A 16,302-nucleotide genomic window follows, 5' to 3' on the forward strand; every position below is an offset into this window, starting at 1 on the left:
AATTTCCCTTAGGAGCATTGTGCTTGCCTAAAAATTGGTCTTCTTTTTTCAAAAGCGAATCATTTAAATACCTAATAAAATTATATCCCTTTATGGCTTATGGGCCGAAATATTGCATGATACTACCATAATTTCTGTATTATTGCAAAAAAACAAACTATAGCTTTATGAAAACAGGAGAAATTCATACAGATAAGGGCATTTTGAAAGTTGAATTTTACGATCAGGATGCACCTAAGGCAGTGGCAAATTTTATTGATTTAGCTAACAAAGGGTTTTACGATGGACTTAGCTTTCACCGTGTAATCCCAAACTTTATGATTCAAGGTGGTTGTCCTAAAGGCAATGGAACTGGTGGCCCTGGATACACAATTGATTGTGAGTTAGACGGCGAACTTCAGTATCATGACAAAGGTGTTCTTTCTATGGCACATGCAGGTAGAAATACTGGCGGTTCTCAGTTTTTTATCTGTCACAACAGAGAAAACACGCAACACCTGGATAGGAATCATACTTGTTTCGGAAAAGTGACTGAAGGATTAGAACTTGTCGATCAGATCAAACAAGGGGATAAAATCGTCAAAATTGTGATCAACGATTAATTTTCACAAATCCCTTTTCTGATTCAATCAGAACATTAAAAAAGTGCCCCGGCAATGGTGGCTGTCATTAAACAGGCTATGGTAGCTGCTAACAATGCACGCATCCCTAGCCTTGATAAATTTCCCTGTTGCCCGGGCGCTATACTACCTATCCCTCCTACCTGAATGGCGATTGAGCTAAAGTTGGAAAAGCCACAAAGCGCATAAGTAGCAATAACAATTGATTTTGGGGAAAGTGTGCCGGCTGCTTTCATGTCCGCCAAGCCCAGGTAAGCTACAAATTCATTGATGACAGTTTTTTGACCTAATAACGACCCTACTGCAAGCGTATCTTTCCACTCTACTCCTATCACCCAGGCAAAAAGCCTGAAGACCTGACCTAGCAGGTACTCTAATGAAAAGCCTGAAAAGGTACCATTGGTACTGCTTACCACAAGGGAGTTCAAACCTAGAAATTCCCCGATAATACCAGACAATAAATAATTCAACGCTGCTATTACTGCGATAAAAGCCAAGAGCATCGCACCAACATTTAAGGCAAGTCTAAGTCCTTCAGATGCACCTCGCGACATGGCATCTATTAGATTTACATCGGGAACTTCACCACTTATATCCAAATGGGCATCTATTTTCCGATCCTTTTCTTCAGGAATTATAATTTTTGAAATAACTATTGCCGCAGGTGCATTCATTATGCTTGCCCCCAATAGGTAGGTAGCAAATCGGGTCTTTTCAACAGGGTCATCGCCTCCTAGAAAGGCTACATATCCCGCCAATACGCCTCCGGCTATAGTGGCCATCCCACCCGTCATCAGACACATCAGTTCTGACCTGGACATTGTGGGGATAAATGGCTTTACCAATAAGGGTGCTTCGGTCTGTCCCAAGAAAATATTGCCAGCAGCAGACAAGCTTTCAGGACCTGAAAGCCTCATGGTCCGAGACATTATCCAAGCAATGCCGAAAACAACTTTTTGAAGAACTCCTAAATAATATAAACCCGCTGAAACAGTGGAAAAAAAGATAATTGTCGGCAACACCTGAAAGGCGAAAATAAAACCAAAGGAATTCGTTGCCAAATCGCCAAATATAAATTGGGCTCCTTGCTCAGAAAAACTCAGAAACTTAACAAATCCAGCACTAACCTGTGAAAAAACACTTGCAACAAAGCTAACTTTAGTAATCAAAATACCAAAAATAGCCTGCAATAGAATGCCGATTCCTACCAATCTCCAGTCAATGAGTTTCCTATTTGACGAAAAAATTGTGGCAAAAATCACCAGTACTAAGATCCCAAAAAATCCCCTTAAGTAGTCCATTTAAGCATGTGTTTTTATATCCTGGATTTTTTAATAGGAATCATTTTGTATTAATCACTATGCATTAAAATAGAAACAGCAAATTCCGCGTTTAAATCACCCTTATGGGTTAAACGAATACCAATTCAACAAGACTACTTATATAATTTGAAAAGCTTAAATCAAAATTGTTACGGGCTGATTTGAAAATCAAACGTCCCTTTCAATTTCTTCGGTTAATTTCATCCCTTAACCTGGCAGCTTTTTCATAATCTTCATTTCCAATTGCCTTGTCAAGCATTTGATTGAGCTTGTCCAAGCTAAAGTCTTTGAGTGATGCTTCCTGAGATTTACCACGCTCGGAAGATTTACCCTTACCCGATTTAGAAATACCAGAGGCCTCCTGTTCTCTTTTCTCATCCTCCTCTGAAAATTCTATGGCAGCTTCCGACATGACCGAGTTGGCACAAAATATCGGCGCATCAAATCTTACTGCAATAGCAATAGCATCTGATGGTCTGGCATCAATCTCTACCTTCTTAAAGGAATTTTTGCACATGATTTTAGCATAAAACACTCCTTCTCTCATATCTGATATCAGAATATGATCTATTGAAAACTCAAAATTAGAAGAAAATGACTTAAACAGGTCATGTGTCATTGGCCTGTTTGGTATAATCTTCTCTATTTCAATAGCTATGGCCTGGGCCTCAAACATTCCAATAACTATAGGCAACTTACGTTTACCTTCCGATTCACCCAAAACCAGGGTAAAAGAACCAGACTGTGTGCTATTGGAAGATAGCCCCAAGATTTCTAACTCAACTGTATTGTCCACGATTAATTATTTTAATGCTTTAATTGCTTGTGTCAATTTAGGAACCACATCAAAAGCATCACCTACGATCCCATAATCTGCTGCCTTAAAGAAAGGTGCATCCGGATCATTATTTATGACTACAATATACTTCGAAGCATTTACTCCTGCAAGGTGTTGAATAGCACCTGATATCGCTATGGCAATATACAAGGTAGGCGCCACTTTTACACCGGTTTGTCCAACATGTTCATGATGTGGGCGCCAGCCTAAATCAGAAACTGGTTTAGAACAACCTTTTGCAGCATGTAAACTGTCTGCTAGTTCCTCAATCATACCCCAGTTTTCAGGCCCTTTAAGCCCTCTTCCTCCAGATACAACCACATCTGCTTCCGGCAATAAAATTTCTCCTTCGGCCTTTTCTGCTCCAGTTATTTTGGCTACAAAATTTTCATCTGAAATGGTCAAATCCAAGGATTCTACCTTTATAACTTCACCATCTGTCTTGATAGGATAGATATTCTTTTTAACAGCCAGGATTTTCTTGTCAGCGCTTATGGCAGTTTCTGCAAAAGCCTTTCCAGTGAAAATGCTACGTCTAACCACAAACCCATTGCTTAAGTCAGGCAACCCAACCACGTTGGAAACAAGTCCTGCATCAAGTTTAATCGCTAACCTTGCAGCAACGGCATCTCCTAAGGAAGATTTAGCCAAAACGAGTATGGAAGCACCAACCTTATCAAATACCTGTGCGATAGCATCTGCATGCGCCTGTATTACCCCTTGGTCCAAACGTTTGTCTTCCAAATGAAAGATAGCATTGGCTCCAGCAAGACCAACCTGATCCCAGCCATCACTCGCTATAGATCCCAGGCCTATAACATTGACCTTCACTCCTTGTAATTGGGCAAGTCCTGCAGCATAAGATACAGCCTCCAAAGAAGAACTCTTAATTTTGCCTTGATCTTGTTCTATATATACTAATATTGACATGCTAATTTTGTTTAAAGAATTTTGGCGTCGTTTTTCAATAAATCTACCAGTTGATCTACATTGTCAACAAGCTTAACAGCTCCTTTGGCTGGCGGCAGCTCATAGGATTTCACAGCTGTTGGAGCCGAATCTTCCACAGGATCCTTTACGGTGAGTGGCTTCGTTCTAGCAGACATGATTCCGCGCATATTAGGAATTTTCCATTCCGCAATAGGCTCTTGACAACCAGCAACAAAGGGTAAATCTACCTCGATAAATTCTTTACCACCCTCTATTTCCCTGGAAAGTTTACCTTTACCTCCTTCGATCTCTAATTTCATAACAGGTGATATGGAAGGCATACCAAGTAATTCGCCTACCATGCCATGAACCATTCCTCCATTAAAATCAATGGATTCTCTTCCCATAAGAATTAAATCATAGCCATTGTCTTTTGAAAAAGCTGCAATTTGTTTGGCAACAAAATGGGCATCCTTAGGAAATGCATTTATTCTAACGGCCTCATCAGCTCCTATAGCCAAGGCTTTGCGAAGGGTTGGCTCCGTTTCCGCTTCTCCTACATTAAGAACCGTGATACTTCCATTATTTTCAGCTTTTAACTCTACAGCTCGCGCCAATGCATAATCGTCATATGGCCCTATAATGAATTGAACTCCATTTTTATCCAACTTGGTATTGTTATCAGTAAATTGAATCTTTGAAGTGGTATCAGGTACATGTGTGATACAAACCAATATTTTCATGAATTTTTATTTAAATTTGTCATTAAAATAAAACGATTAAGCAAATTAATTCCACGAGCATGAAACATCTTGACAGGGTAAAAGAACTCCTAAATTACATAGAAAAAGAACCTAATGACCCTTTTAACCTTTATGCTTTGGCTTTGGAATACCAAAATCAAGACAAAGAAAAGGCTTCTTTTTATTTTAACAAACTATTAATAGAACATAAAGACTATCTCCCTACTTATTATCATGCTGCTTTGTTTTTTGCAAATGAGGAACATTTGCAAAAAACGGATAAAATCTTTTCTGAAGGCATAGAATTGGCCAAAACTCAAAACAATTTACATGCTAAAAAGGAATTGGAAAATGCTTATCTAAATTTTCAATTTGAAAATGATTAAACCCTATACTTTGCAATAAGCCTTATATTTACCGCTATAAGAATTCCCCTAACCCCTTTCGGTTAAAATGGCGCCGGTTCATTGCCACCTGGAAAAGGATTTTCTCCTCCTTGATCACCATTTGCTTTGCTGCCCATTCTTACCATTCCTTCCTCATCAAAACCTTTCCCTGTGGCATTGCTTGGAAAACGACTGCCATAAAGCGCTTCTTGAGGCTGTTGGTAAGGCACATTTATTTCCAAATCAGTAAACTTGGTGTATTTACCAATAAACCTCAGTTTAACATTTTCAAGTGATCCATTTCTATGTTTGGCAATGATTACTTCTCCAACACCTGCAGTATTATTCCCATCTTCATCTTCAGTAATACCATAATACTCTGGACGATAAAGGAACATTACAATATCCGCATCTTGCTCTATGGCTCCAGACTCCCTCAAATCGGATAACTGAGGCCTTTTATCGCCGCCCCTTGTTTCTACCGCCCTTGACAACTGGGAAAGTGCAATCACCGGAACACTTAACTCTTTGGCAATCTGTTTCAAAGCCCTGGAAATACTTGAAATTTCTTGTTCACGGTTACCTCCGCCCCCTTTACTGTCGCCAGACATCAATTGAAGATAATCAATTACAATCATTTGAATGTCATTCTGAGCCTTTAGTCTTCGACATTTGGCCCTTAATTCCAGAATGGATAAAGCGGGTGTATCATCCACAAAAAATGGTGCAGATGTGAGCTTACCTGTTTTGTGTATTAATTGTTGCCATTCGTAATCGGCAAGATTTCCTTTCTTTATTTTTTCAGAATCCAATTCAGCTTCCGAACTAATCAAACGATTGACCAGCTGAATGGCTGACATTTCTAGAGAGAAGATGGCTACTGGTCTGTCATGGTCTACAGCAGCATTTCGGAGTACTGAAAGCACAAAGGCTGTTTTACCCATTGCAGGTCTGGCAGCTATAATTACAAGGTCAGACTTTTGCCATCCCGATGTCACTCTGTCCAGTGCAGTAAATCCTGATGGAACACCTGTAAGCCCATCTTTTTGCCCTTTTTTACCTTCAAGTTCAACTATGGCCTCACGCATAATTGAGCGCATATCGACATAGTTTTTCTTTATATTATTTTCAGAGATCTCAAACAAAGACTGCTCCATCTTATCCAATAACTCAAAAACATCTGTGGTATCTTCAAAGGCTTCTTTTTGAATCTCTGAGGAAATTTTAATCATATCACGCTTCATCGCCTGTTCGGTGATGACTCTCGCATGGTATTCAATATTGGAAGCAGAAGAGACCTTAGAGGTTAATTCAGTGATATAAATCACTCCTCCAGCCAATTCCAAACTCCCATTTTTCCTGAGTTGGTTAACGACAGTAAGTAAGTCTACAGGCTCTCCAGCATTAAAAAGGTCAAGAATTGCCTCAAAGATCAAACTATGTGAGTCTCTGTAGAAGCTACCTGGAGACAATATATCAACTACAGTAGTCAGGGCATCCTTTTCAAGCATTAAGGCACCCAATACCGCCTCTTCCATATCAATGGCTTGAGGTGGCAATTTCCCTAAAGCAGAAAACGATTCATTTGGCCGCCTTCTATTGCTTGTTTTGCGCTCTGATCTATTGCTATTATTGTCTGACATATAAACAAAAGTACCCTATTAAAATCAAAGGTTTTAAACATTTTATGCACTATCTTATCCACATTTCTCTAACACCTACTTAAACAACCAATTAGGCGTATTTGTATTTCTTTTTTATCAAAATTTCCAGAAAATATTTCTCGCTAATTTACCAATCAGCTTTTCCCTGAAAATCCCAATTTTTATTCCATAGTTATATAAGTAAGTTTTTTGAAATGAAGTTCAACAAACCTCAAATCACTTACTCCCACCATGCCATTTCAATACCTCAAGCATTTTATAAATAGCGCTGAGAATACATACTGCTACACTAAAGATTTGATGCCCACTTAAGGACAAAACTTTAAGTAATTAATAAGAATAGTATTGCCTACAGCTATCTGAATTTCTCAAGCCTACGTTATCTCCTACAAGTATTGGTCAGAATCAAAAACCGAATAGATTTCTGGCTAATTACCAAAAGAACAAATAAAGGAGGTCAACCTCTTATCCACTTGGATGATTTGATGTTCAAAGCGTTAGATAACTTAACAATAATTATTCGTAAACTTAAGTTAAATCTAAAAACAGAAGCCAAAATACCTATCATTTAAAACTTCCAAATCTAAATGCTTAAAAAATTACTATATTTGCACCGATAATTGCCCAGGGAGAATTAACCTATTTTATACCTATAAAATACTGCCTTATGCAGCGGTTTTCCCGAACATTTTTATTTAAAATAATTTTTCACATTACTTAATTAAACGAATAAAATGGATTTGAATATCAAAACTCCCATTGCATTTTTTGATCTTGAAGCTACAGGAATTAACATTTCTACGGACAGAATTGTTGAAATTTCAATTTTAAAAATACTTCCTGATTCAACACAGGAATTAAAACTTTAAAAATCAATCCTACCGTTCCCATCCCCTTAGAAACTTCACTTATACACGGTATATATGACAAGGATGTGGTAGACGCGCCCACCTTTAAAGACGTGGCAAGGGAATTGTTCCGCTTTTTTGAAGGGACCGATCTTGCCGGGTTCAATGTCTTAAAATATGACATACCCTTATTGGTTGAGGAGTTTTTAAGAGCAGGAATAGATTTTGACATTGAAAAAAGAAACCTTTTGGATGCCCAAAAGATTTTTTTCATGATGGAAAAAAGAAATCTTTCTTCTGCTTATAAATTCTATTGTGGCAAGACGCTAGAGAATGCTCACAGTGCTGAGGCAGATACCATCGCAACCTACGAAGTATTCAAATCTCAAATCGAAAGATACATGGGCCAAGAACTTGAAGACCTTCAAGGCAATAAAATTGGGATTATGGAAAATGACATGAAAAAAATCCATAGCCTGATCAATGAAAAAATGGTCGACTTAGCTGGTCGGTTTGTTTTCAATGATAAAGGAGAAGAGTGTTTTAACTTTGGGAAACAGAAAGGGAAACCAATTGCCCAGGTGCTCAAGGAAGAACCTGGGTATTACGACTGGATGATGAAAGGAGACTTCCCTCTAGACACAAAAAGAAAGCTGACACAGGTGAAGTTAAGAGGCTTTAATTTATAACCTCACGGAAAGCGACACCTGTATTTAACAAAGGCAATCCCTCCTGAATAACTTTTTAGGAGGGATTTTCTTATAAAAGCTCGTCCCCTGTCCTAAGATAGGCTCAAGTCATCAGAGGTCTGTTGCTAGTACATTTATCTTTTGTTTTAGTATAAATATTAATGCCAGATAGGGTCTCAGTTTACTATAGTCATTCATCAGAGTAAATCAAAAATGCTAAAAATTCACAAAGCCACAGTTCAAGATATTCCAGAGATTCAAAGCATTGCCAAAACCACTTGGCCTGTTGCTTTTGATGGGATATTAAGTCAATCCCAGTTGGATTACATGATGAGAATGATGTACAATACCCAAGAACTAACCTCCCAAATTGAAGGTGGTAAAATTATTTTCTGGCTTGCTGCAATTGGAAAGCAATCGTTAGGATTCATGGCTTACGAGTCCCAATTACCCATTCAACCCCAAATTAAAATCCATAAATTATATATTCTTCCAGCCGCTCAAGGCAAAGGAGTAGGGAAAGGTTTGCTAAATAATCTGGAAGAGTACGGTAGATCCAATGGGTTTGAAACAGTAACTTTGAATGTAAACAAATACAATTCTTCTGCTATAAAATTTTATGAAAAGCGGGGATTCGAAAAGATTAAAGCTGAAATCATTCCAATTGGCCAAGACTATATAATGGATGACTACGTGTTTACAAAAAAATTATAAATAGTACGTTAAGAGTCAATATTTTCGACTTTTTTGGCTTTGTTATTGATATCTCTGATCACATCATCCAGTTCTACTGCTGAATTGTTAATATGGTTTAATATCTCCTTTTGATCATCAGTTAGCTTACCTATCATTATTTCTAGCAGGTGGATCAACCCCATAAGCCTGGCAAGAGGTGCTCTTACCACATGCGACTGCACCCACGAAATTTCTTTTAATCGCCCATTTTGCTTCTCTATAGTCTTTAGATGAGCATGCTTGTGAGTTACGTCAATGGACAAGACTAATTTCACTTTTTCTCCATTATAATTAATGGTATTGAAACTTGTCTCGACAGTTATAATCTCTCCACCCTTCTTTTTATGAAGAAAGGTACCTGCAACATCTTCGCTCAAAAAGTCTCCCTTCTCTATTTTTGAGGTTTTATCAATTAAACCAATATTTTCAATTTGAATATCAGCGATAGTCATCTCCAGAAATTCTTCTAAAGAAAAACCATAGCTCATCACAGCAGCATCATTTACATTTAAAAACTTACTGGTACTTTGGTCCATCACCCACATAGGCATGGGATTAAATTGAAAAAGCTCCTTGTACCTGAGTTCTGATTCTTCTAACTCATTAAAAACCTTTTTCCTTTCAATACTGTAAGTAATGCTTTTAAATAAAATTTCAGGTTGCAGTTCGTCTTTTATTAGGTAATCAGACATCCCCAACCCAATGGTTTTTATAGCAAATTCCTTATTTGAATATCCTGTCAAGACTACAATAGGTGTCTTAGACGCTTTCTTTTTAATATCCTTGATTAAATTTTCACCACTCATATCACCTAAACTTAGGTCGAGTAAAATGATATCGTAACCATTGGGAATGGTTTCTACGGCTGACTTATACGATTTTGCCCAATCGATTTTTGCAAAAGGAAATTTTTCTTCTATTGATTCAGAGACCAAAACATAATCCCCTTCGTTGTCTTCAATTATTAAAAATTTCAAGGCTTCAATTCCTGAACTCATTTATCTATATTTTGGAAGGCAATTCAACAAGTGACAACCAAAAAAGTTGAACTTTTTGAAGGATTTCATGATACCCACCTGAACCAAAAGGCTTAACGATATAGCTGTTGGCGTGATTTGTATAGGAATCGTTTATGTCTTTTTGATTAGATGAGGTGGTCAGCATTATTACTGGCAAACGCCTCAGATTATCAGACTCTTTTATGAATTTAAGAACCTCTAATCCATTTTTGAAAGGCAGGTTTATGTCCAATAACACCAAGTCTGGGGTTGGATTACTACCATACCTTTGACAGGTATTTAAAAATTCTATTGCTTCTCTACCGTCTTTTGCGAAGCTAATTTGCAAAGGTAAGTTTAATTCTTCCAGCGCTTCTGAAATCAGGAAGATATCTCCCTCATTGTCTTCAACTAAAAGTATATTTAACCTATCCATATTTAAAATTAATTGGTCACTCTAGCAAAACAAATAAAGTAAACCTGAAGCAAAGCCCCTGATTTAGAAAAAACTCTTTCTAGAACCAAAATCAAAAGTACATTTTTTTTGTCTCCTGACACAGAACAATCGAATATTTATAAATTTTGTCATTTTATTTATAAGATTGAAATTAATTTTTATATCAAGGAAAAACAATGACACCAAAGGTCAAAATTGGGTTTGTAATTTAAACAACTGCTGAAATACTGGAGAAACACAAGCAGGATGAATGATGCAAAAATCATTTCTAGAGACGGATAAAACCAAATTTAAACTTAGTTAATGCTAAGGTTCAGCTGTAAATAATCAGCAGGGCCAAACCGGCACTCCATTAAAACCATACGAGCACAATTCGAAGCAATAAAAGTGACATTTCTCAAACTAATAGAATGATATGTAAGCTCCAAAAGAAAAAATGAAGCCTATTTATTTTTCAGTTGCACATAAAACACGCTTCCCAATCCCAAGGTAGATTCAACCCAAATTTTTCCACCTGAGCCTTCTACTATCCTTTTGCAAATTGCCAAGCCCATGCCTGATCCACGTTTAACAAATCCATAATCATATCGTTTGAGGATATAAAATACACTTTCTAGATTTTCAGCAGGTATTCCCCTACCGTTATCCTTCACCTCCATGGTACAAAAGTCACCCGATACTGAAGACGATATTTCGATATTCAATGGCCTTGTAGCGTCTTTAAATTTAATGGCGTTAGCTATCAATTGGTCAAATAATTGTATAAGCTGCTTGTAATCCCCCATCACTTCAAGCAAGGGTTCAATTTTTAATTCCAGGCTTCCTTCCTTTATCTTTTTGGAATTTAGGTGAACAACTTTTTCAAAAACCTCTTCCATATTCACTAATTCCTGTTTATGGTGGTTTTCTGACAGTTGAGAAAATGTAACAAGGTCACTTAATACCGCCTTTATCTTCAAGAAATTGTCCAGCGTGAGTTGCAAAAAATCAATGGAATTTTGGGGCAGCTTATCTTTATTCTTCCGAATAAAAAGCTCTAAGAATCCATGACTTTGTCTGACAGGATCAGCCAGATCAAATGAAGCAACTAGAATAAATTGGTCCAATTGTTTTTTGGCATTGTCAGACTTGACACGCTCTTCTTCAAGGACTTGATTGACTTTCTCAAGCTCTTTGACCTTGTCGCCTAAATACTTGTACTGTCTCTGGATTAGGAAATACAATATGACCCCAGTTAGCAATACAAATCCTACACCGTCTATTGATTTAACAAAATCGATGGTTTCTCTAGAGTAATTGGCAAAAAAGTACTCAGCAAATTCATTGCTCCATACAATCCAGATAGATCCTGCTAAAACATATATGAATGTAATTTTAAAGCTTGCCCTCATACGAATGCGCTAAATAAAATCATTATTTGCCAACAATACATTGCTCTTTATATAAAGAGCACAAATTACTAAACTATAATAACTACTTAATAAATCTTATAGAAAAAATATTCTACCAAATGTAATGATATCCTTTAACCCAATGTATTTCTCACCTGTTTACTTTAACTTGAATTTTCTTTTAAATTAAAACCCATATTAAAAAAGAACCTTAAAACTCAAAGTTTAAGACAATAATACAACAATAGGAAATTGGAATTCACATGGTTTTTACGTTAAATTTAAAACACTATTCAATTGTGGATTCCACACTAAATTTTAAAGCTTTCTGTTAAAAAAATAAGCTCTCAATCCATAACAAAAATATTTTTCAGATGCACAAACATTTAATTAAGCTACTCCCCTCATTGCTCTTCTTCTGCCTATCCTCTCATTCGCTTTTCGCACAAACAGATACACTTAAAGTATTGAGTTACAATATTTGGAATGGCTTTGACTGGGGTAAAGACATCGAAAGGAAAGAAAAAATGACCGCATGGCTAAAAGAGGTAGATCCAGATGTTATTGGTTTTCAAGAGCTCAACGATTTCACCTCTGAAGATTTAAAAACGTGGGCAAATGAATTTGGTCATGGCTATTCGGTATTGCTAAAAGAAAACGGCTACCCAATAGGCATTACCTCAAAAGAACCCATCCATTTGAAAACAAAAATGCAAGGTGGCCTTTGGCATGGAATGCTACATGCAGAAACTTATGGAATTGATTTTATCGTGGTCCACTTAAGTCCACACGACTGGGAATTTAGAAGACGAGAGGCTGAAATGATCTGCGATTATACAGTAAATGGCATTTTCAATAATCCGGACAAACAATTGATGATTCTCGGGGATTTCAATTCCCACTCCCCTTTCGATGCGGAATTCGACAATGAAAATCCTTTTTCCTTAAAAAGAAGTCAGCTTTCTGACAGTTTGAGGATTGTTCAGAAAGGGCCTAAAGCTTACCAAACGTTAAGGGATGGAACAATAGATTACAGTGTAATTTCAAGGTTTCTTTCCCTACCACTAATCGACACTGTTCAGAAAAAAAATTCTGACGGGGAGAAAAAATCATTTCCAACACCCATGGTCGGGAAAGACATCTCTGAATCAGATTTTGAAAAATATAAGAAAAGAATAGATTATATTTTAGTAAGTTCCAATCTCGAACCCTCCCTACTAGCGGCAAAAATACTGAACCAGGGGACTACTGATATACTATCAGACCACTACCCTGTCCTGGCTTCTTTCTTGTATAATAAAACCAAATAAAACTATAGTGCTTTCGTTTCTTTTTTCAAATAGAAATAAGAAATGATGGCGGCGCCAGTATCAGCCAAAGGAAATGAGTACCAAATACCTTCTAACCCAAATAAGGCTGGCATTATTATAACCAATGGGATAAGAAATATCCCTTGTTTGCTTAGGGCCAATAATAAGGCAGGTTTGGCCTTGCCTACGGCTTGAAAATAAGCACTTCCGATTAAGCTAAAAGCAAGCAACGGGGTGGCTAAAAAGGATTTCCGCATGGCTGGAATACTTTCCCTTATTAAGTTTTGATCCGCTGTAAACACAGACACCAAAGGGCCTGTAAAAATCAATATCAGTATAAAAATAAAAAATGCCACAAGTGTTGATGACCTAAGGGCCAGTCTAATGGTAGCGTGTACACGATTTTGCAATTTTGCACCGTGGTTATAGCCTGCTATAGGGACAAACCCTTGGGTAATACCCAAAACAGGGAAATTAGCAAACATCATCACCCTACTGATCACCCCATACATAGAAAGTCCCATTTCTCCACCATATTTGAAAAGCTCATTGTTTAAAACGATGGCTAAAATGCTAACAGTGCCCTGTCTGGCAAAAGTAACAGCCCCAAGGGACGCAATCTCACTAGTGATTTTCAAGTTGGGTTTGATCCTTCCAATACTCATCTTCATCGAAGACTTTCCAAACACAAAAAACCATAGCGAATAACCTGCACTCGCCATATAAGATATTGTAGTTGCCCAGGCTGCACCTTTTAAACCCATGTCAAACCACACAATCAAAATGGGATCCAAGACAATATTAAAAACAGCAGGGACGATTAATATATACATGGCCACTTTAGGATAACCTTCTGCCCGTATCACATTGTTACACATCATGGCCCAGGCCATAAATGGAATTCCTATTAAAATGATACTAAAGTAATCTTTAGCCGGTTCAAGCACATCACCTTTCCCTCCAAATAATTTTAAAATCTCCTCCGAAAAAACATACCCTATGGCTACAAACAAAAGTGCCAAAGTAAGGGTCATCCCAATTTGATTTCCAAAGGTATTGAAGGCCCTTTCATCATCTGAATCTCCAAAGGCACGCGAAATAATAGATGCCCCTCCTACCCCTATAGACATGCCTATGCTTGCGATTAAAAAAGAAATAGGTAATACCACAGTGACAGTGGCTATCCCTAGAGAACCGACGTATCGCCCCACAAAAATAGTATCTACGATTCCGTAAATAGACAATACCAATATCCCTACTGCTGCTGGGAGTGCTTGTTGAAGTAATAACTTACCGATTGGGGCTTGACCGAATGAATGGTTTTTGTTTTCCATAAAAATGTGATACCCCTAGGAACGACCCAATTGGCAAAATGTTTAGCTTAATAAACTTTCTCAACTTTGATTATTGTAAATCTATTCCAATTGCAGGGCTACAATTGCTAATTTAAAACCTTCTTCCCCCAACGGTATCAATCTTGAATTTAAAATTTAAACCTACAATGCGCTTCCTAAAAAGGTACTAAATGCATTTACAAAAAACCCATTAAAAAGACTTCGTGAATTTTATTTTGAGTTTTAGTTGAAGGTCTCTGATTACTTTGAATATTTCTTTGATAGTAACCATCTGCACCTGGGTAAGTTGACTTATTTTTATATAATTTAAGGGTGGGTTTCCTTCATTTATAATCGCTGCAGCCTGCTTTTCCAAGCGAAGCCCCATTAGGTAATAATAAGCTTGATACAACTCTTTGGATTCTCTAGGGCTAAAAACTTTAAGTTCAGTTAAAATTTGCAACCTTTTCCCAGTATTGGTTTCAAAAACCCTATTGGCCAAAGCATAAAGTCTCATGGCATTTACCATTGGAGTCATTGCACGCTTAATGTCAAAAACCTCCTCCTGATCTACTTTAAAAGTTTTTATATTCTTTAACCAGGTCAACTGGGTATCATATTGAAGCGCATTTTGCGCCATGTTAAAGAAAAACCTTTCAAGGGGAAAATGTAACTGCTCGTCCATAAAAGACTTCAGGCTATCCAATAAAGAAAAATCACCATAAATGGGTCTACAATCAAAGAAAGTACCATAACTCAACACGGTTTCCATGGATGATTCCTGAAACCATGCCGCATAATTTTTCTTCCAGTGAGACAAGGAATGGGTCCACTTAGAATTACTGGCCATGAATCCACCTTTACAATAATCAAAGCCTATTTCATTTAAGTGATCAGAAACCGTTTTGGCAAAATCAAGAAAATAATCTCGCACTAATTCCCTATGCTCATTGGCTTTGTCTTCATAAATGATTGCATTGTCCTGGTCTGTTTTAAGCGATTGTTCCTTTCTTCCTTCGCTCCCCAATACAAAGAAAACAAAGCTGGCAGGTGGCTGTCCCTTTTTCTTGATGACTTGCTCTATTACCCTCAAGGTGATGATATCTGCTATCGCTGAGATAACTTGGTTTATAATCTCAGACCTTACTCCCCTTTGAATCATCTGCTCCACCATGCCTGGAACCTGTTCCCACTTTGATTTCAATTCCGCTTCATCAAGTGCTTGCTTTACGGACTGAATAAACACAAAAGGCGAAAGTGACTGAACAGTTAATATTTTGTTTCGGCTAGTAACGCCTACAAAATGACCTGCATCTTCTACCAGTAAATAACGCGTTTTGGTTCTAAACATAAGCAATAGCGCTTCGTACACCAATGCCTCTTTAGAGATAGAAACTAATTTAGTATCCATGATCTCTTTTATCGGACTTTCTAAGGATCCTTCTATTGCCATCACATTGTCCCGTAATGTAATGTCAGTGACCACTCCTTGAATCTCTTCTAAATTGTTTCCCACAAATAAACAGCTGGATTTCTCATCCCTCATGATTTGAGCCGCCTTGAAGACTGGAGTATCAGGTTTGCAGAAAAGCACTTTTTTAAGCGTAATCTCACTTAATGTTTTAATGTAAAAATCATCGATGGGCGACAAATGCTCCGGAACCATGGGCGTTTTTTTTTACAAAGATCACCAATCATTTTGAAGAAAAGAAAAGTATTTTTGAATAACTGTTTGCAATTAGAAAAAACTACCTTACATTTGCACAAGCTTTTGAAAAAGCACAGAGAAACGGGCTGAAAAGCCTGTTTCTTTTTAACAAAAAAAGGTCCTGTAGCTCAACTGGATAGAGCAACTGCCTTCTAAGCAGTAGGTTTCAGGTTCGAGTCCTGACAGGATCACAATGTTAAAATTTTCAAAAGAATCAAGGGTAAAAGTTACTTTTGAATTAATTACCGATTCTGTAGCTCAGCTGGTAGAGCATAACACTTTTAATGTTAGGGTCCTGGGTTCGAACCCCAGCGGGATCACCAAAAAAA

At 37.4% G+C, this 16,302-nt stretch carries 14 protein-coding genes, 2 tRNA genes and 1 pseudogene; 7 read left to right on the forward strand and 10 right to left on the reverse strand.

Annotated elements, in window-relative coordinates; all coding sequences use genetic code 11:
* The first annotated feature begins 167 nt into the window (after positions 1-167).
* Positions 168-602 carry a peptidylprolyl isomerase gene (locus ADICYQ_RS06800; protein WP_020893411.1) on the forward strand — a complete coding sequence of 145 codons (435 nt, stop codon included), beginning with the start codon at positions 168-170 and terminating at the stop codon, positions 600-602.
* Between the two features lie 35 nt (positions 603-637).
* On the opposite strand, the gene ADICYQ_RS06805 is transcribed toward ADICYQ_RS06800, so the two are convergent.
* The 4 genes from ADICYQ_RS06805 to ADICYQ_RS06820 all read right to left on the reverse strand — a co-directional run bounded on the left by ADICYQ_RS06805 (position 638) and on the right by ADICYQ_RS06820 (position 4,453).
* A complete protein-coding gene (locus ADICYQ_RS06805; protein WP_040414921.1) occupies positions 638-1,921 on the reverse strand; it encodes a NupC/NupG family nucleoside CNT transporter in 1,284 nt (427 codons plus the stop codon).
* Between the two features lie 202 nt (positions 1,922-2,123).
* On the reverse strand, positions 2,124-2,738 hold the full coding sequence (locus tag ADICYQ_RS06810; protein WP_020893413.1) for a bifunctional nuclease family protein: 615 nt from the start codon (positions 2,736-2,738) through the stop codon (positions 2,124-2,126).
* A gap of 6 nt (positions 2,739-2,744) precedes the next feature.
* A complete protein-coding gene (locus tag ADICYQ_RS06815; RefSeq protein WP_020893414.1) occupies positions 2,745-3,710 on the reverse strand; it encodes an electron transfer flavoprotein subunit alpha/FixB family protein in 966 nt (321 codons plus the stop codon).
* 11 nt (positions 3,711-3,721) lie between these two features.
* Positions 3,722-4,453, reverse strand: coding sequence for an electron transfer flavoprotein subunit beta/FixA family protein (locus ADICYQ_RS06820; protein ID WP_020893415.1), 732 nt, complete (start codon positions 4,451-4,453; stop codon positions 3,722-3,724).
* Positions 4,454-4,512: 59 nt separating this feature from the next.
* Between ADICYQ_RS06820 and ADICYQ_RS06825 the strand changes: the two genes are divergently transcribed.
* On the forward strand, positions 4,513-4,839 hold the full coding sequence (locus ADICYQ_RS06825) for a hypothetical protein (protein ID WP_020893416.1): 327 nt from the start codon (positions 4,513-4,515) through the stop codon (positions 4,837-4,839).
* Between the two features lie 62 nt (positions 4,840-4,901).
* On the opposite strand, the gene dnaB is transcribed toward ADICYQ_RS06825, so the two are convergent.
* Complete coding sequence (dnaB, locus tag ADICYQ_RS06830; protein WP_020893417.1) at positions 4,902-6,482, reverse strand: replicative DNA helicase; 1,581 nt, start codon at positions 6,480-6,482, stop codon at positions 4,902-4,904.
* Between the two features lie 755 nt (positions 6,483-7,237).
* On the opposite strand from dnaB, the pseudogene ADICYQ_RS06835 reads away from it, so the two are divergent.
* Both ADICYQ_RS06835 and ADICYQ_RS06840 read left to right on the forward strand, forming a co-directional pair.
* Positions 7,238-8,040, forward strand: a pseudogene (locus ADICYQ_RS06835) (exonuclease domain-containing protein).
* A 213-nt stretch (positions 8,041-8,253) separates the two neighbouring features.
* Entirely contained in the window at positions 8,254-8,754 is a 501-nt protein-coding gene (locus tag ADICYQ_RS06840; RefSeq protein WP_020893421.1) for a GNAT family N-acetyltransferase, read from the forward strand.
* 8 nt (positions 8,755-8,762) lie between these two features.
* Here the strand turns inward: ADICYQ_RS06840 and ADICYQ_RS06845 are convergent, their stop codons facing one another.
* The 3 genes from ADICYQ_RS06845 to ADICYQ_RS06855 all read right to left on the reverse strand — a co-directional run bounded on the left by ADICYQ_RS06845 (position 8,763) and on the right by ADICYQ_RS06855 (position 11,621).
* Positions 8,763-9,773, reverse strand: a complete 1,011-nt coding sequence (locus ADICYQ_RS06845) for a response regulator (protein WP_020893422.1) — start codon at positions 9,771-9,773, stop codon at positions 8,763-8,765.
* A 4-nt stretch (positions 9,774-9,777) separates the two neighbouring features.
* A complete protein-coding gene (locus ADICYQ_RS06850; RefSeq protein WP_020893423.1) occupies positions 9,778-10,209 on the reverse strand; it encodes a response regulator in 432 nt (143 codons plus the stop codon).
* A gap of 464 nt (positions 10,210-10,673) precedes the next feature.
* Complete coding sequence (locus tag ADICYQ_RS06855) at positions 10,674-11,621, reverse strand: sensor histidine kinase (protein WP_020893425.1); 948 nt, start codon at positions 11,619-11,621, stop codon at positions 10,674-10,676.
* Between the two features lie 374 nt (positions 11,622-11,995).
* Here ADICYQ_RS06855 and ADICYQ_RS06860 point away from each other — a divergent pair, with 374 nt between their 5' ends.
* Complete coding sequence (locus tag ADICYQ_RS06860; RefSeq protein WP_040414924.1) at positions 11,996-12,931, forward strand: endonuclease/exonuclease/phosphatase family protein; 936 nt, start codon at positions 11,996-11,998, stop codon at positions 12,929-12,931.
* A gap of 2 nt (positions 12,932-12,933) precedes the next feature.
* Here ADICYQ_RS06860 and ADICYQ_RS06865 read toward each other — a convergent pair whose 3' ends face one another.
* Positions 12,934-14,265: an MATE family efflux transporter gene (locus ADICYQ_RS06865; protein ID WP_020893427.1), complete on the reverse strand. Its 1,332-nt coding sequence runs from the start codon at positions 14,263-14,265 to the stop codon at positions 12,934-12,936.
* Between the two features lie 211 nt (positions 14,266-14,476).
* Entirely contained in the window at positions 14,477-15,931 is a 1,455-nt protein-coding gene (locus ADICYQ_RS06870; RefSeq protein ID WP_020893428.1) for a DUF294 nucleotidyltransferase-like domain-containing protein, read from the reverse strand.
* A gap of 159 nt (positions 15,932-16,090) precedes the next feature.
* On the opposite strand from ADICYQ_RS06870, the gene ADICYQ_RS06875 reads away from it, so the two are divergent.
* Both ADICYQ_RS06875 and ADICYQ_RS06880 read left to right on the forward strand, forming a co-directional pair.
* Positions 16,091-16,164 (forward strand) — tRNA-Arg (locus tag ADICYQ_RS06875).
* 56 nt (positions 16,165-16,220) lie between these two features.
* A tRNA-Lys gene (locus ADICYQ_RS06880) sits at positions 16,221-16,296 on the forward strand.
* The last annotated feature ends 6 nt before the right edge of the window (positions 16,297-16,302 follow it).

Source organism: Cyclobacterium qasimii M12-11B (assembly GCF_000427295.1).
In the GTDB taxonomy this organism is placed as follows: Bacteria; Bacteroidota; Bacteroidia; order Cytophagales; family Cyclobacteriaceae; genus Cyclobacterium; species Cyclobacterium qasimii.

Excerpts from the sequence above, each read along its gene's own strand:
- ADICYQ_RS06800 (WP_020893411.1), top strand. The coding sequence starts at position 168 with ATGAAAACAGGAGAAATTCATACAGATAAGGGCATTTTGAAAGTTGAA.
- ADICYQ_RS06805 (WP_040414921.1), bottom strand. The coding sequence starts at position 1,921 with ATGGACTACTTAAGGGGATTTTTTGGGATCTTAGTACTGGTGATTTTT.
- ADICYQ_RS06815 (WP_020893414.1), bottom strand. The coding sequence starts at position 3,710 with ATGTCAATATTAGTATATATAGAACAAGATCAAGGCAAAATTAAGAGT.
- ADICYQ_RS06820 (WP_020893415.1), bottom strand. The coding sequence starts at position 4,453 with ATGAAAATATTGGTTTGTATCACACATGTACCTGATACCACTTCAAAG.
- ADICYQ_RS06825 (WP_020893416.1), top strand. The coding sequence starts at position 4,513 with ATGAAACATCTTGACAGGGTAAAAGAACTCCTAAATTACATAGAAAAA.
- dnaB (WP_020893417.1), bottom strand. The coding sequence starts at position 6,482 with ATGTCAGACAATAATAGCAATAGATCAGAGCGCAAAACAAGCAATAGA.
- ADICYQ_RS06840 (WP_020893421.1), top strand. The coding sequence starts at position 8,254 with ATGCTAAAAATTCACAAAGCCACAGTTCAAGATATTCCAGAGATTCAA.
- ADICYQ_RS06845 (WP_020893422.1), bottom strand. The coding sequence starts at position 9,773 with ATGAGTTCAGGAATTGAAGCCTTGAAATTTTTAATAATTGAAGACAAC.
- ADICYQ_RS06850 (WP_020893423.1), bottom strand. The coding sequence starts at position 10,209 with ATGGATAGGTTAAATATACTTTTAGTTGAAGACAATGAGGGAGATATC.
- ADICYQ_RS06855 (WP_020893425.1), bottom strand. The coding sequence starts at position 11,621 with ATGAGGGCAAGCTTTAAAATTACATTCATATATGTTTTAGCAGGATCT.
- ADICYQ_RS06860 (WP_040414924.1), top strand. The coding sequence starts at position 11,996 with ATGCACAAACATTTAATTAAGCTACTCCCCTCATTGCTCTTCTTCTGC.
- ADICYQ_RS06865 (WP_020893427.1), bottom strand. The coding sequence starts at position 14,265 with ATGGAAAACAAAAACCATTCATTCGGTCAAGCCCCAATCGGTAAGTTA.
- ADICYQ_RS06870 (WP_020893428.1), bottom strand. The coding sequence starts at position 15,931 with ATGGTTCCGGAGCATTTGTCGCCCATCGATGATTTTTACATTAAAACA.